Here is a 15,145-nt window from a genome sequence, read left to right as displayed (position 1 = left end):
TCTCCGCTCGCGAATCATAGCGGGAGCTCGAAGCGCATTTCAGGGTTGTAGATGGGCACGAGCGCCCCGATGCTCGAAAGAAAGCTGAGCGCCACCTCGTTTCCCGCCGGCAAACGGCCTCGGATGCGCCGGTAACCGCGGTCGCGCGCGAAATCGAGCGCCCACTCCGCCAACGCCGTTCCCAGCCCGCGACGCCGGTACGCCGGCAGCAGCCAGACGCCGAGCGTCGCCGTGTCCGGCTCCTGCGTGTTGAAGTCGAGCGCGCTGAAGCCGGCGAGGGAGCCGTCGACCAGGCAGAGGAAGACGGCGCCCCCTTCGCCCAGGCGCGAAAGCCAGGCCCGCACCTGGTCGGGCGAAAGCGCGCGCTCGAAGCTGACGGGGTGCGCCTCTTCGACAAGGCGGGCGATCACCTCGGCGATCGCTTCCGCGTCCTCGGCTCCGGCGCGACGATAGGTGGCCTGAATCTGCGTCATCTATCGGGCCTTTTCCTGCGAGACGAGTTCGAGAAAGCGGTCGAAGAAGTAGACGTTGTCCAGCGGCCCCGGCGACGCCTCCGAATGGTACTGTACCGATACCACGGGAAACTCGCGGTGCCGCAGCCCCTCGACCGTGTCGTCGTTGATGTTGATATGGCTGACTTCCGTGCCACCGCAAAGCGTGTCGGGGTCGACCGCGTAGCCGTGGTTCTGAGCTGTGATGTACACGCGCCCCGTCGCCAAGTCACGGACTGGGTGGTTGGCGCCGCGGTGCCCGAACTTGAGCTTGAAGTTGCGCGCGCCGAACGCCGTCGCCAGCACCTGGTGGCCGAGGCAGATGCCGAAGACCGGTATCTTGCCCAGCAACCCGTTGACGGAGCGCACGACGTAATCGAGGTGCGCAGGGTCGCCCGGGCCCGGCGAGAGAACGACACCATCGGGCTTGAGCGCGAGCACGTCTTCGGCGGTGGTGGCGCAGGGCACGGCGGTGACGCGACAGCCGCGACGGGCTAGCAGGCGCATGATGTTGTACTTCACCCCAAGGTCCATCACAACGATGTGATGTTTCGCGGTGTCGGGCTGCTCGTGCCACTGGTACGGCTTGTCGATGGAGACGCGCCGCACGAAGTCGGTCTCGCCGTAGGTCGGGAGGTCGCGCAGGCGGCTCAGCGCCTCTTCCGGCGCGCCCTCGCTGGACATAATGCCCATCATCACGCCGCTGAGGCGCAGCTTTCGCGTGAGGGCGCGGGTATCGACGCCGCTGAGGCCGGGGACGCCGGCCTGCGCCAGGTACTCGTGCAGGGTCATCTCGCTCTGCCAGTGGCTGGGGATGTCGCAGTGCTCGCGCACCACCATGCCCTGCACCTGTATTCGCTTAGATTCGACGTCGAAGCGGTTGATGCCGTAGTTGCCGGCGAGGGGATAGGTCATGACGAGTATCTGGCCGGCGAACGAGGGGTCGGTGAGGGCCTCCTGGTAGCCGGCCATCGACGTGTCGAAGACGACCTCGCCGTGGGCGGCGACGGGCGCCCCGAAGGGCTCCCCCTCGTATACAGTCCCGTCCTCCAGCACCAGGAACGCCTTCTCAGACATCAGCCAGCACCTCGTCGCGCGCAAATGCAGTCCTGCCGCCGAACACCGTCTTGACGACCAGACCCTTCAGCGGGCGGCCGGCGAGCGGCGTGTTGCGCCCCTTGCTGGCGAACCGCTCCGGCTCCACCGTCCACTCCGCGTTCGGGTCGAAGACCACGACGTCACCCGGGGCGCCGGGGGCTAGGCTGCCCAGTCCCGCCAGCCCCGCGTGCCGGTCGAGGCCGAAGGCGGCCACGGGCCCCGCCGTCATCCTCGCGATGAGCGTCGGCAGGTCGAGCTTGCCTTCGTGTACGAGCGTCAGCAGCAGCGCCAGCGCCGTCTCGAAGCCGCTGATGCCGCCCGGCGCGTCGTCGAACTCGCACAGCTTGTCGACGGGCGCGTGCGGCGCGTGGTCGGTGGCGACGGCGTCGATCGTGCCGTCGCGCAGCCCCTCGACGCAGGCGGCGATGTCGTCGGCGCTGCGCAGGGGCGGATAGACTTTCGCGTTCGTGTCATAGGCGAGGCCGGCGGTGGAAAGACTAGACATAACGATTTCATGGGTAAGCGTGAGGTGATGGGGAGTCACCTCCGCGGTGACGGGCAGGCCGCGCACCTTGGCCCGCCGGACGAGATCGACGCTGCCGGCGGTGCTGACATGGGCGATGTGCACGCGCGAGCCCGTCAGTTCCGCGAGGGCGATGTCGCGGGCGACGGCCGACTCCTCGGCGGCGGCGGGCTGGCCGCGAAGTCCCAGCCGGGCGGCGACCCACCCCTCGTGCATGACGCCGTCGTGGGAGAGGGCAGTGTCCTCGCAGTGGTCGGAGATTGGCAGCCCGAGCGCGCGGCAGTACTCCAGCGCCTTGCGCATCAGGGCGGCGTCCGACACGGGGCTCCCGTCGTCGCTGAAGGCGACCGCCCCCGCGGCCGCGAGGTCGCCGAGCTCGGCAAGCTCCTCGCCCCGGCGTCCCTTGCTGACGCAGCCGATGGGCAACACGCGCACGGCTGCCGTCGCTGCTGCCACGCGCTGGACGTACTCGACGGTGGAGCGCGTATCGATGGGCGGCTCGGTGTTCGGCATGCAGCAAACGGTGGTGAAGCCGCCGCGCGCCGCCGCCAGGGTCCCCGTCTCGATTGTCTCCTTGTATTCGAGGCCGGGGTGGCGCAAGTGACAGTGAATGTCGACGAAGCCGGGGCAGACGACAAGGCCCGCCGCGTCGATTATGCTGCCCGCCTTCTCGTCGATCTGCGGAGCGACGGCGGCGACGCGCCCGTCGCGAAGCAGCACGTCGCCGGTCATGTCGACGCCGCGCGCGGGGTCGAGCACGCGCCCGCCGCGAATCAAAACGCTGGTCTTGCTATCACTCATGCTTTCGCCCTCGACAGGAGATAGAGGAGCGCCATTCTGATTGCCACGCCGTTCGCCACCTGCTCCTCGATGACCGATTGCGTCCCGTGGGCCACGTCCAGCGATATCTCGACGCCCTCGTTGACAGGCCCCGGGTGCAGGACGAGGGCGTGCGGCCGCGCTTTCGCGAGGCGTTTCGCTGTCACCTGGTAGAGGTTGCAGTACTCGCGGATGCTGGGGATGAGGCCGCTCTGCATGCGTTCGAACTGCAAGCGCAGCGTCATCACCACATCGGCGTCCTTGATTGCGCGGTCGAGGTCAGTCTCTATCTCGACGGGCGGCAGGCGGTCGAGTTCGTTTGCGGCTTCGGCGCCCTGCGGCCCTTCGAGGCCGACGGGCAAGAGCGTGGGCGGGCCGCAGACGGTCACGTGGGCTCCCATGCGCGTCAGCCCCCAGAGGTTGGAGCGGGCGACGCGGCTGTGGGTGATGTCGCCGACGATGAGCACCTTGCGGCCGCGCGCGTCGCCGAGGTAGGAGCGGATGGTGAAGAGGTCGAGCAGCGCCTGGCTGGGGTGGGCGTGCCAGCCGTCGCCGGCGTTGATGACGCTCGCGCGCGTGTGCCTTGCCGCGAGGTAGGGCGCGCCGGAGCGGGAGTGCCGCATCACCAATATGTCGGCGCCCACGGCTTGCAGGGTGAGGACGGTATCGACCAGGGACTCGCCCTTGGAAACGCTGCTGGAAGAGGCGGCGATGTTGATGACGTCGGCGCCCAAGATCTTGCCCGCGAGCTCGAACGAGGAGCGTGTGCGTGTGCTCGCCTCGTAGAAGAGGGTGATGACGGTCGTGCCGCGGAGCGTTGGGACGCGCGGCACGGGGCGTGCCAGCACCTCTTTCATGGCGCCGGCAGTCTCCATGACGAGTTCGATCTCTTCGACGGTGAAGTCGTCCAGGTCAAGGACGTGCTGGTGGCGCCAGATATCGGGCGCGGGCCGCGGCGGCAGCACGGCGGCGGGCGCCTCGCGCGCGGCTATCGCCATGCCGCTCAGTCCCTGTCTGTTCTCGGGGAGGTGAGCGCTCATTGTCATTCGCCCTCCGCTGTGATGAGTACGACGGCGTCGCTGCCGTCCGTCTCCGTCAGCCGCACCTGCACGTCGTCCTGCCGTGAAGTGGGGATGTTCTTGCCGACGTAGTCGGGCCGTATCGGCAGCTCGCGGTGGCCGCGGTCGACAAGGACGGCGAGCTGAATGCGCCCCGGCCGTCCGTAGCTAATGAGCGCGTCGAGGGCGGCGCGGATGCTGCGGCCTGTGTAGAGGACGTCGTCGACGAGGACGACGCGCTTGCCGGCGATGTTCGTGGGGATATCGCTGGGCTTAATCTGGACGAGGCCCATGTCGTCGAGGTCATCGCGGTAGAGCCCGATGTCGAGGGTGCCCAGGGGGATCTCCTCGCCCTCGAAGTCGGCGATGCTGGCGGCGATGCGTTTGGCGAGGGGAACGCCGCGCGTCTCGATCCCCATGAAGACGAGGTCCTTGCAACCGCGGTTGTTCTCCACGATCTCGTGTCCGATGCGCACGATGGCCCGGCGCACGTCCTCCGGCGACATAATCAGTTTCTCAGGCATGAAAAAAACCTCCCGCCGCCCTTCGGCGAGAGGCATCCTCCTCTACTTCGGTGCTCTTGTTCGGGGCCTGTATGCCCGCCATTTGTCCCCTTTCCGGCCTCACGGGACCGGACTTAAAGGTTTTGCCGCTTCAGTGAGCACATTATAGCAGCGGGCGCCTGCGCCGACAATAAGGTCCGGACCATTTTCACGCGAAATCTTTGAAGGAACGGACGGCTCGGAGTGGGCTAGTGCTCCGGGGTAACGGCGCCGCTTGACAAACGTTAGCTCTTAATGTACGAAGAAGATGAGGGGCTGTGCGGGACAGACGGAGCGAGTGGGAGGACAAAGCCGGGGGAGCGCTGGGAGATGCGTCGAGTCTGGCTTCCGTTGACGGCGGTCATCAGCCGCTACCATTTGCCCGTTGTCGTCGCCGCCGTTATCGCCACTATCATCCTCGCGCTGGGAATACCGCGCATTCACTTCAAGACCGGGCAGGACACGCTGCTGCCCGCCAATTCCAAGGTCTATCAGGATAACCTACGGTATCAGAACCAGTTCGGGGGCGACCCCATGCTCGTCCTCTTCGAAGGGGACGTGCTGCGGCTGTTCGAACCGTCTAACCTCTCGAAGCTGGAGGAGCTCGAGGGATCGATCAACGCCGATTCCCGCTACTTCTCGGTTGTCAGCCCGCTGACCGTAGTACAGACGGGCCTCGAGCAGATGACGCTGCAGCAGGAGATTGCGGTCCGCCAGCTCGCCGAAAGGCAAGAGGAAGCAGCGGCGCAGGCGCGCAACGAGGCGGCGGCCGCGGGAGCGTCGCTAGCGGAGCAAGAAGCGGCCGCGGATGCGGCAAGGGCGCAGGTGGCGCAGGAGTTCGCCGCCGAGAGGGGCGCCGACGCGGAACGCTTTGCGCAGGTAGGCGAACTGTCGCTGGAAAACCCGCGGCTGGTTGAGTTCCTCCTCTTCGATGCGACGGGCCAGGTGCGCCCCGAGATGGCCGACATTGTTCCCGACCGCGAGCACGGCCTGATGGTGATACGCCTCAACGGCAACATGTCGATCGACGAACAGGCGGCGGCCGCCGGCGACTTAACGGAGCTGGTGAGAGGCTACTCCTTCGATGGACTCCATACTCTCCCCTCCGGCCCGGCGATCCTCATCAAGGAGATCAACGACAGCATGCGCGACAACCTGGTGCGCATGGGCGCCCTGGCGACGGCGCTGATGGTCGTCGTGCTGCTGCTTGTGTTCCGGGCCGACTGGCCGCTGCTGTCGCTGCCGGTGGTGCTGATCGGCTGCGTGTGGGCGTTCGGCCTGATGGGGTTCCTTGGCCTCCCCCTGACGATGGTCACGATATCAGGCCTGCCCATCCTCATTGGCCTGGGGGTGGACTTTGCCATCCAGTTCCACAGCCGGTTCGACGAGGAGTTGCGGCGCACCGGCAGCATGCGCGACGCGCTCGCGGCCTCGCTGCCGCGAATCGGGACGGCGGTTGCCGTGGCGGTCCTGGCGGCGTCGGCGGGCTTCCTGGTCCTGCACATCTCGCGCGTGCCTATGATTCGCGATTTCGGGTCGATGCTGGCGGTGGGCACGATCATCCTCTTCTTTGCCGGACTTCTCTTTCTGCACAGTGTTCTCTTCCTGCGAGGAAGGCGCGCCTCTCGAAGCGTGACGACCGCTTCCAGGAGACGCGGCCTGCAGGTCGAGAACGTCGTCAACACCATTACCGCGAACACCGTCGGCCGGCTGCTGCCCGTAATCGCCATCGGCCTGTTTGTGGTGCTGCTGGGGTTGTTCCTCGACCAGCGCATTCCTCTCCAGACCGACCCCGAGAAGTTCATTCCGCAAAACAGCCCCGTGCTGAAGGACCTGTACTACATCCGCGACACGGCCGGCTCCACAAGCGAGCTGGGGATTTTGGTCGAGGCGGATGACGTGCTCAGGCCCGACGTGCTGTCGTGGATGCAGGAGTTCCAGCAGGAGCAGATGGCGCAGCATCCCGAGCTGCAGCGCGCGAACAGCCTGGCGTCGGTCGTCTCCCAGGCGGGCAACGGTCGGACCCCAGACCGCGGGGACGTCGAGGCGTTGCTGAGCGTTACGCCGGAGAGCGTCCTGAAATCGCTTGTGAGCGCCGATCACAGGCAGGCAAGCATCGTGTTCAGCGTGGGCGACATGTCGCTGAATGAGCGCCGGGCCATCGTGCGCGAAATCGAGGCGGACACCGATCTGCCGCCCGGCGTGTCCATCACGGCCGGCGGGCTATCGGTCATCGGCGCCGAGACGGCGAACGCGCTGTCGCAGAACCGCGGGCTCATGACGATCGCCGCCCTGGGCGCGATAACGGTCGGCCTTCTCCTCGTGTACCGCAACCCGGTGAAAGCAGTACTGCCCGTCCTGCCAATCGTCCTCGCTCTGGGCGGCTCGTCGGTTATCCTCTACCTGCTGGGGATTGAGCTGAACCCGCTCACCTCCGTCTCGGGGCCGCTGATCATCGCCATGGGAACGGAGTTCACCATCCTGCTGATGTCGCGCTACTTCGAGGAGCGGGAGAACGGACACGAGCCGCGGCCGGCAATGAGGATTGCCTCGCTCCAGATCGGGCGGGCGATTGCCGCCTCCGGGCTGACCGTTATCGGCGGGTTCGCGGCCCTCGCCTTCTCCAACTTCCCGCTGCTGGAGAGCTTCGGCAAGGTCACCGTCCTCGACATGGCCCTCTGTCTCATGGCGACGCTCGTCGTCCTGCCGCCGCTGCTCGTGTGGCTGGACGAGGAGACGAGGCTGGTGGCGGTCGAGCGGGTGCCCGCAGGCCGCATCGACCAGCGGGCGGGCTAGGCGATCCCCCGGAAAGCCCCAAGTAGTCTCAGCGAGGCGCGACGCCCGTCGCGTCGTCTGCCCTGGACCCGGCTCAGGCGCGTTATCGACGGATCAGGGCGCTTCGAGACCGTGCGCCTCGAGGAGAGCGGCGTCGGCGAGAAGCTCCGCCGTCGGCCGGTCGGCGACAATGCGTCCGCGGTCGAGGACGATCGTGCGGGGGAAGAGGTCACGCACGAGGTGCATGTCGTGGGTGCAGGCGATGATGGTCTGTGGGAGGCGTCGCAGCAATTCGATTAGCGCCCGCCGCGCCCGCAAGTCGAGCCCCATCGACGGCTCGTCCACAGCGAGGATCTCGGGGTTCATGGAGAGGACGGTGGCGATGGCAATGCGCTTGCGTTCCCCCAGGCTGAGGTGGTGGGGCATCCTTCGCTCCATCTCCGACATGCCCACCTGCGCCAGCGCCTCCGAGACGCGCCGCCGGACTTCTTCCTGCGGGAGGCCCATGTAGAGGGGCCCGAACGCAACGTCCTCGAAGACGGTGGGGGAGAATAGCTGGTCGTCCGGGTTCTGGAAGACGAGTCCCACCAGCGCCCGCACCTCGGGGAAATGTCCGTCCCTGAGCGGGCGGCCCATGACCTCGATCTGGCCCCTCCCCCTCAGGATGCCGTTCAAGTGGAGCAGCAGCGTCGACTTGCCGGCGCCGTTCGGCCCGACGAGCGCGACCTTCTCGCCGCGGGCGACCGTCACGCTCACGCCGTGGAGCGCGCGATGGCCGTCCGGATAGGAGAAAGAGAGGTCGCGGATTGCGATTGCGGGCGGGGCGTTCATCTCGGCACCATTTCGTACGTCAGCAGCGCGATGAGGCACGCGCCCAGCGTCGCCAGAGCGAGCCAGTCCGCGTGAGTCATGGCCGGCGCGGCAAGCGAGCGCACCTCGCCGCGGAACCCGCGCGCCGTCATCGCCGCGAACACGCGCTCGCTGCGCTCGTAGCTGCGCAGGAACAGCGAACCGACCATGTTGCCCAGCACCTGCGCCCGCCAGGTCACGGGGCCGCCGCTGCCGCGTCCGGCGCGGGCGCTGCGGCTCTCCCTCGCGCGCAGCAGGCGCATCGCCTCGTCGACGATGACGAAGATGTAGCGGTACATGAAGAGGACGGTGGCGACGATAATGCGCGGCACCCCGAGCGACCGCAGCGCGCGCAGAAGATCGAGCGGCGCCGTCGTCGCGGTGAGAACGACGGCGGCGGCCACGGAGAGCAGCGCCTTCGCGAGAATGGAGCCGACGGCGATGGCTCCGGCGTCGGTCACTTCCAACCGCCAGGCGAGGAGCGGGATCGAGAACAATTCGTCGCCGTCTTTCAGGAAGAGAAGCGGCAGGGCGACGAGCAGGAAGGGCAGCGCGAGGGCGGAGCGTCGCAAGACGAGTAGAGGCGAGAGGCGGGCGGCGAACGTTATGAGCGCGAGGAGCGCCGCCATCGCCGCGAAGGCGGGCCAGCGCCCGAAAGGGATGAGCGTCGCGGTGAAGACGAACGCGAACGCCCCGGCCACCTTGGTGCGGGCGTCGAGGCGGTGGAGGAAGCTCCCGCCGGGGAGGTATCTCTCCCCCAGCGGAAGGGTTATCGACATAACACCCTCCTACGACGGGCTGTCGCGCCCCGCGGGAGTCTCTCGGGAGGGCGCGGCGCGTCCCGAAAACCGCACGAGGACGAATCCGAGGGCGAAGACAATCGCGGCAACGATTGCCACGCCGGTCGCGCCCGCGAGGATGGTTGCCGCGTCCTCGTTATCTACCCAGGGGAACACGTAGTCGGCGATTACCTCGTAGGGCGGGTCTTTGGCCTTGTCGATGAACTCTTCGTCCTCAGCCACTCGCTCGAGACCGTCCGGCTCCGGCGAGGCAAGAGGGCTGAACAGGGTTATCAAGAGGGCGATTCCGAGCCCGACCGCGACAAGAAGCAGGAGATTCCTAGTCTGTCTCAAGGGAGGCCTCCTGTGCGAATAGCAGGTCTCTTCGGGTTGCAGCGATGAAGGCGAGGGCAGCGACGGTGATGAGTCCCTCGCCGATGCCGATGAGGGCGTGGACCCCGATCATGGCCGGCAGCGCCACTTCCAGCGGTGAGGTGTCCGACAGGGCAAGCTCAAAGCTCGCGAACAGGGCGGCGCACTGCACCGAGAGCCAGGCCGCGGCGAAGCCGGCAATGTAGCCCGACGTGGGGCGTCCGTTTCCCAGGAGCGTGAGCAGCCTGTAGACGGGGTAGCCCACAGCGACGGCGACGATCGCCATGTTGAGGGTGTTAACCCCCAGCGCCGCCAGACCGCCGTCCTGGAAGATGAGCGCCTGCACTCCCACCACGCAGGTCATGACGATGACGGCTGCCCACGGGCCGAGCAGTATAGCGGCGAGCGCGCCCCCGATCAGGTGCCCGGAGGTGCCGCCGGCGACGGGAAAGTTCATCATCTGGGCGGCGAAGATGAACGCCGCCATCACTCCCATGAGAGGCACCATCCTGTCTTGCAGGTCGCGGTTCGTCTTTCGCACCGCGAACGCGAGGACTGCGGCGGCAAGCACGAAGCCGACCGCAGCTACAGGAGCGTTTACGAAGCCGTCGGGGATGTGCATTCCCGCCGGCTCGGGCAGTGTTTGGGGAATTGGATTGACGTAGGCCATCACGCCTCCTTCCGCGTCAGCTTGCGCCGGCCGCCTTCTTCTCGCGGCAGGCGCGACAGGTGCCGAAAATGGCGAAGTGCGCCAGCTCGGCCTCGAAGCCGTAGTCATCGAGCAGGCGGCGCTCGATGGCCTCCAGGTAACGATGGTTGAGCGATATCTCCAGGCCGCACTCCCTGCATATCAGGTGGTGATGAGGCTCGGGGACCGTCCACTCGTAGCTGTGCTCGCCGCTCCCCATGTCTGTCTCCGAAACGAGCCCGAGGTCTTTCAGCGCGCTCATCGTCCGGTAAACGGTCGATATGTCGACGTACGGGTAGGTTTCCTTGACGCGGTCGAGGATTTCAGCGGCAGTGAGGTGATCCCCGGCGTGGCGGAGGATGGAAAGGATGGTCAGGCGCTGCGGCGTTAGCCTGTGGCCCGCTTCCCGCAGAAGATCGGCGATCTCCGCTTCGCAGCTCATTCGGGCCTCCTGCAACTAATTGCAGTTGCACATTAGCGCGTACAGTCTTTCTCGTCAAGCCCCGGGGAAGGAAAACGTTGCGAACACTGCGAGCAAGATTCGCGTTCGTGCTATGATTCGCGCATGAACGCGACGGCGGCGGATATGGAGAAGATCAGGAGCAACCGCCTGTTGCTCCTAGTCCTGGCGGCGGCGCTTGTCCTGCGCCTTTTCTGGGTGCTACACGCGCAGTCGGAGCCGCCTCCCGTCGTCGACCCGCAGTGGTACTACGCGGTCGCCTCCAACCTCGCGGAGGGCCGCGGCTTCACGATGCGGATCGACAGCGAGCCTAGGGATACGGGAGCGTCGGAGGAAGAGCGCCAGTCCGTCTTCGCGGCCGGGCCCGGCGGTAGCCCGACCACGCTATGGCCGCCGGGCTGGCCGGCGTCGCTGGCGGCGGTCTTCTTCGTGTTCGGCACGGGCCTTACGGCCGGTAAGCTGTTGAACGTGGTTGCCGGCGTGCTGACGGTGTACCTCGTGTACCGCATCGGTGAGTTGCTGTTCGGGCGGCGCGTGGGGCTGATCGGCGCGGCAATCATCGCTTTCTACCCCAACCACATCTTCTGGAGTTCGACCCTTTACGCCGACGTCTACTTCACCGCCTGGTTCTGCCTGGCGCTGTTCGTCTTGCTGAGGACGAAGGACTGGGAGGGGAGCCGCTCGCTGTGGGCCGCGGCATTGCTGGGCGTTGTCATCGGGGCCGCGTCGCTGGTGCGGGGACAGGGGCTGCTGCTGCCGGTGTACGCGCTGGTGCTGTGGGGCTCGTTTCGGGGCTGGACGGAGGCGTTCAAGCGCACGGTGGTCGTCGTCGGCGCGATGCTGGTCGTGATACTGCCGTGGACGGTGCGCAACGTGCTGACCTTCGAGGAGCCCATCCTCATTTCGGCGAATGATGGCTTTAACCTGCGCATCGGACACAGCCCTTACGCCACCGGCCGCTTCGTCACCCCGAAGGACCTCTGGGCGCTGGAGCCCGGGATCGACCAGACCGAAAGGGAGGCGCTGTTCAGCCGCGAGGGGCGCGAGCTGGCGTGGGAGTACGCGACCAGCCATCCCGCGGAGGAGGTCGAGCTGTCGCTGAAGAAGCTATACTATCTTTTCATCCCCGATTCCGACGCGCTGGAGTGGGCCAACTACGCTTCTGAGCCGGTGGCGCCGTCGGCGGTGCGTAGCGCCCTGATCTGGCTCGCCGACGCGTACTACTGGACGCTGCTGCTCTTCGCGGCCGTGGGGCTGGTCGCCGGCCGGCGGATGCGGGCCGTGCGATGGATGGCGTTCGTGTTCGCTTCGTGGGCGGTGTTCCACGTCGTATTCTTCGCTGAGCCGCGCTTCCACATTCCGTTACTGCCGCTGGCGGCGCTGACGGCGGCGATCGGCATCCCTGCGGTTGCCAGGCTGTGGTCGGCGGAGACTGCGGCGCCCGCCCGCAGTCGTGGCAGGCGTGAGACGGCTGTTGCCGGCGGAAGGCGACGCAGGCGGCGGCGCTAGTGGGGCAGCGAGTCGCGTATCTTGGCGGGAATCTGCCCGTACTCGCTCTCGAAGCGCTCCAGGTACTCTCTCCGGCCTTTCAGGAAGTCCTCGATCTTCTTCTCCAGCAGCGCCTTGTCGGGGAAGAGGGGGGCGGCCCGCATATAGTCGAGGTTCGCCCTATCGCAGCGCACGGGGAAGTGGTACCCCAGGTGGTCTGGTTCGGAGCTGAAGATCATCAGGTTCCGCAGCACGTCGTTGTAGGCGGAGAGCGACTGGCGGAGGTCGACCTTGATCTCGTCCTGGCCGATGGTGCCGGTGTTCGCCAGGTAGCACTTGATGTTATTGCGCTTCACCACGTCATAGAAGATCATGGCGTGCTCCAGGCGGTCACCGGTGATGAAGGGGTCGAGAAAGAACTCGCGGTGGAACTTGCCCGCTTCCTCGGGATTGCCGCCTGAGCTTTCGACGGTCTCGCCGTAGATGAGCTGCATCGTCATCTGCTCGGGCGTGAGCTTGGAGACGACGTTCGCCAGCGGATTCCTGGTGAGGATGATGAGGCTATCGATCTTGTCGGCGCGAAGGCCGGCGCTGGCGATCTCGAGGTTGGCGCGGGCCACTACCGCCCTGCCGTTCGCCGTTAGCGAGAGGTCGGAGAAGTTGGGTATGTACGGGTACTTGGATATGGCAACGTTTTCGAGGAAGGTGTCCTTCGATTCGGCGGCCCTCAGTATCTCCGGCTGGCTGGAGTCGAGGTTCTCCGTCTTGACGTAGAGGCCGCCCATCTCGAACGCGGCGTAGCTGCCGTCGAAGTTGAAGGTGCCGCCGTCGTCGCCGATCATCTCTGAAGATTCTTTGGGCATGCGCGCCAGACGGCGGCAGAGGCTGGTGGTCTTACCGGTTGCCGTGGCGCCTCCCACCGTTGTATTAATCTCGATTAGCTCGGGGCGCTCAGTCTGAAAGTCGTACACCCATAGCCTGTCGCGGCGGGCGCCGGCGTGCAGGAAGATGCCCATCTTATCGATGGCCTTCACCCGCCAGCTCTCGAACTGGAAGACGCCTTTCTTCCCTTCGCCCATGTAGGCGGTGTTGCGGCATATTTTGACCTGCTCCCCTCTCTTCTCTCCCATGTACAGCCGGACCTGGATGTCCTTATCGATCAGGCGCTTGCTCTTGTTTGCCTCGAACGCTTCGTCGGTGAAGTAGATTATCGTGTACGTGGGGTCTTCAACGACGAGAGGGGGCCCGCCGAAGAGAAGCTTGAGCGCGTAGGCGAGGACGGCATGCTCCAGCGGGATAAGGAAGCGCGCCGACACGCCGTCCTTCCCGTCGCCGACCATGACGTCGAGCGATATCAGTTTCTCGGAGCTCAAGGCCTGCACCGCCTGATGCGCCAGTAGCTCTTCTTCCTCACCGAACGGGCTATCGACGCTGTTCTTTGTATGCGGCGCTGCCCGCGACATGGGCTCCGAGTTGGCTGCGACAGAGCCTAACTGCGTTTCGATGACGCCGTCCTGGGTCAGCGCTATCGCCTTCGCCTGGTCGAGGCCAAGGTTTTCGATCAGCCTGCCGCTGCGTTTGGCGTCGTTGTATATCTTTACGGCCGCTTCTTTAAAAGAGTTCTTTGCCATGGTCTCCTTACAGGGGAAATGCTGGTCGTGCCGAAGGACTCCTTGTTAGTTTACCGAAGTCGTCGGGGAAGCACCACTGCTGCGCCGTTCCCGCCGCGCCATGTCCAACGGCTGGCCGCGGTGCCGCCCCGGCTTTCTCCGCTCGACCGCGCACGGCGGCCGCCTAGCGCGCTCAGCCGCCGGAAGGCGGCACGTTCGGCACCGAGATGTCGGAAACGGAAAGCGAGAAGCTCTGCACTTCCCAGTCGCCGTCCGCGTTGTCGTCATAAAGAGCTTCCCTCTGAGTGTTCAACGTCTGATAGCCCACCGCCTTTACGGTGAAGTCGACGGTGCCGCGGGCGGGGGCCACCACCTTCGAGGCGTCGAAGGCGTACCAGCCGTCGGCGTTGGTGACAGTCTTCGCCGACACGCCGCGCGAGTCGCGGAATGAGACGGACGCTCCGGCGACGGGCGCGCCCGTGCGCGCATCCCGGACAACACCCCAGAGGCAGCCCGACGAGAAGAGTCCCGCGAAGACTAGGAGCGACAGGATGCACAAGCCCTTTGTCATCGCAATCAAAGCTCTCAATAAGGGGCCGCTTTCGCGACATTATACACTGCGACGGCATCATATGCAGCCGGGCAGACCGCCCGTTCTTGCCGTCGGCCCTCCGTCGCCCGGGCTGTGGTTTAGGCTGTAGCAGGGGGCCGTGACGGCCGATAATTCCGACAGACGATCCTTCGCCCACCGCAATGGAGGTGCGGGCGAGGCGGCTTCTTTTGCGCTGAGCCGGGAGGCCAGGAATGGAGAAAGGGCCGGACCCGACAGTCGTACGCGACCGGCAAAGCTTCAACAAGGTGTACCGATCGTATCACCGCGTTTCCAGGTGGAGCCGCGTCGCTACGGCCTTATTCTGGATACTCATCCTAGTGATAGTGCTCTGGCTGATCCCGTGGCTGCCGCTTGGTCTGTCATCCACGGACTACTCGCCGGAAGTATTGCTTGCCTTCGTGCTGCTGGGGCTGTGCCCGGCGGTGACCGCCACTGTCCTGTTGACCAAGGGCATTGTTAAGCAGCGGCGAGAAGCGCTTGCCGCCTGGTCGTCGATCTATGACGCGCAGACCGGGCTGCGGAACAGGGAGTACTTCTTCGAGCGGCTCAAGGTGCAGTGCCAGTTGGGGCGTGAGCTTGCCGAGTACCGCGTCGGCCTGATACTGGTGAAAGTCGAAGAGCCGGTGCGAGACGGGAGCGGGATGGGCCCGGCCGATGAAAAGGTGTTCCGCCTGCTCGGGATGTCGATAGCGAATCAGATGCGCCCCTCTGACCTCGTCGCCGTCATAGACGAGAAGGAGATCGGCATCCTCGTCTCCGCTGCCTCGCCAACCGGCCTGGAGATAGTCAGCGAGCGGATACGGCGCTGTCTTGGCAAAGAAGTGGAGACGATGGCCCGCGGATATGGGTCGAGGCTGATGATCGAAATGGGCATCGTCTCAGGCGACGACGGGGCCGATCCCGACTCGCTGCTGGAGGCCGCGCGGGTGTCCCTCAAGGTGATATCGATCGAGGGAAGGCGCGTAGGCGCAGCCTGACGC

At 65.9% G+C, this 15,145-nt stretch carries 15 protein-coding genes; 3 read left to right on the top strand and 12 right to left on the bottom strand.

Annotation, left to right across the window (positions count from 1 at the left end; genetic code table 11):
* Positions 1-14 precede the first annotated feature (14 nt).
* The 5 genes from QME71_00760 to pyrR are packed head-to-tail and all read right to left on the bottom strand — an operon-like array spanning position 15 to position 4,513.
* The gene (locus QME71_00760; protein MDI6856837.1) at positions 15-473 is read right to left on the bottom strand and encodes a GNAT family N-acetyltransferase; all 459 of its coding nucleotides are present in this window, start codon (positions 471-473) and stop codon (positions 15-17) included.
* Positions 474-1,568 carry a glutamine-hydrolyzing carbamoyl-phosphate synthase small subunit gene (gene carA, locus QME71_00755; protein ID MDI6856836.1) on the bottom strand — a complete coding sequence of 365 codons (1,095 nt, stop codon included), beginning with the start codon at positions 1,566-1,568 and terminating at the stop codon, positions 474-476.
* The gene (locus QME71_00750) at positions 1,561-2,913 is read right to left on the bottom strand and encodes a dihydroorotase (protein MDI6856835.1); all 1,353 of its coding nucleotides are present in this window, start codon (positions 2,911-2,913) and stop codon (positions 1,561-1,563) included. The genes carA and QME71_00750 overlap by 8 nt, the downstream gene beginning before the upstream one ends.
* Positions 2,910-3,971: an aspartate carbamoyltransferase catalytic subunit gene (locus QME71_00745; protein ID MDI6856834.1), complete on the bottom strand. Its 1,062-nt coding sequence runs from the start codon at positions 3,969-3,971 to the stop codon at positions 2,910-2,912. Before QME71_00745 ends, QME71_00750 begins: the two co-directional genes overlap by 4 nt.
* A 2-nt stretch (positions 3,972-3,973) precedes the next feature.
* Positions 3,974-4,513, bottom strand: coding sequence for a bifunctional pyr operon transcriptional regulator/uracil phosphoribosyltransferase PyrR (pyrR, locus tag QME71_00740; GenBank protein MDI6856833.1), 540 nt, complete (start codon positions 4,511-4,513; stop codon positions 3,974-3,976).
* 348 nt (positions 4,514-4,861) lie between these two features.
* Here pyrR and QME71_00735 point away from each other — a divergent pair, with 348 nt between their 5' ends.
* Positions 4,862-7,327 carry a hydrophobe/amphiphile efflux-3 (HAE3) family transporter gene (locus QME71_00735; protein MDI6856832.1) on the top strand — a complete coding sequence of 822 codons (2,466 nt, stop codon included), beginning with the start codon at positions 4,862-4,864 and terminating at the stop codon, positions 7,325-7,327.
* A gap of 93 nt (positions 7,328-7,420) precedes the next feature.
* Here the strand turns inward: QME71_00735 and QME71_00730 are convergent, their stop codons facing one another.
* The 5 genes from QME71_00730 to QME71_00710 are packed head-to-tail and all read right to left on the bottom strand — an operon-like array spanning position 7,421 to position 10,436.
* The gene (locus tag QME71_00730) at positions 7,421-8,137 is read right to left on the bottom strand and encodes an ABC transporter ATP-binding protein (protein MDI6856831.1); all 717 of its coding nucleotides are present in this window, start codon (positions 8,135-8,137) and stop codon (positions 7,421-7,423) included.
* Positions 8,134-8,934, bottom strand: a complete 801-nt coding sequence (cbiQ, locus tag QME71_00725; GenBank protein ID MDI6856830.1) for a cobalt ECF transporter T component CbiQ — start codon at positions 8,932-8,934, stop codon at positions 8,134-8,136. Before cbiQ ends, QME71_00730 begins: the two co-directional genes overlap by 4 nt.
* 9 nt (positions 8,935-8,943) lie before the next feature.
* Positions 8,944-9,288, bottom strand: a complete 345-nt coding sequence (locus QME71_00720; GenBank protein ID MDI6856829.1) for a PDGLE domain-containing protein — start codon at positions 9,286-9,288, stop codon at positions 8,944-8,946.
* The gene (locus QME71_00715) at positions 9,275-9,976 is read right to left on the bottom strand and encodes an energy-coupling factor ABC transporter permease (GenBank protein MDI6856828.1); all 702 of its coding nucleotides are present in this window, start codon (positions 9,974-9,976) and stop codon (positions 9,275-9,277) included. The genes QME71_00720 and QME71_00715 overlap by 14 nt, the downstream gene beginning before the upstream one ends.
* A 16-nt stretch (positions 9,977-9,992) precedes the next feature.
* Positions 9,993-10,436 carry a Fur family transcriptional regulator gene (locus QME71_00710; protein ID MDI6856827.1) on the bottom strand — a complete coding sequence of 148 codons (444 nt, stop codon included), beginning with the start codon at positions 10,434-10,436 and terminating at the stop codon, positions 9,993-9,995.
* 144 nt (positions 10,437-10,580) lie between these two features.
* Between QME71_00710 and QME71_00705 the strand changes: the two genes are divergently transcribed.
* Positions 10,581-11,963, top strand: a complete 1,383-nt coding sequence (locus tag QME71_00705; protein ID MDI6856826.1) for a glycosyltransferase family 39 protein — start codon at positions 10,581-10,583, stop codon at positions 11,961-11,963.
* Here the strand turns inward: QME71_00705 and QME71_00700 are convergent.
* Both QME71_00700 and QME71_00695 read right to left on the bottom strand, forming a co-directional pair.
* Positions 11,960-13,573, bottom strand: coding sequence for a phosphoenolpyruvate carboxykinase (locus QME71_00700; protein ID MDI6856825.1), 1,614 nt, complete (start codon positions 13,571-13,573; stop codon positions 11,960-11,962). The genes QME71_00705 and QME71_00700 overlap by 4 nt on opposite strands.
* Before the next feature lie 172 nt (positions 13,574-13,745).
* Positions 13,746-14,123 carry a carboxypeptidase regulatory-like domain-containing protein gene (locus tag QME71_00695; GenBank protein ID MDI6856824.1) on the bottom strand — a complete coding sequence of 126 codons (378 nt, stop codon included), beginning with the start codon at positions 14,121-14,123 and terminating at the stop codon, positions 13,746-13,748.
* Between the two features lie 233 nt (positions 14,124-14,356).
* Between QME71_00695 and QME71_00690 the strand changes: the two genes are divergently transcribed.
* On the top strand, positions 14,357-15,142 hold the full coding sequence (locus QME71_00690) for a diguanylate cyclase (GenBank protein ID MDI6856823.1): 786 nt from the start codon (positions 14,357-14,359) through the stop codon (positions 15,140-15,142).
* Positions 15,143-15,145: the final 3 nt, after the last annotated feature.

The sequence above is a fragment of the Dehalococcoidia bacterium genome (assembly GCA_030018455.1).
In the GTDB taxonomy this organism is placed as follows: Bacteria; Chloroflexota; Dehalococcoidia; order DSTF01; family JALHUB01; genus JASEFU01.
Note: the sequence above shows the minus strand (reverse complement) of the source record. Positions and strands in the feature narration are given on the sequence as shown.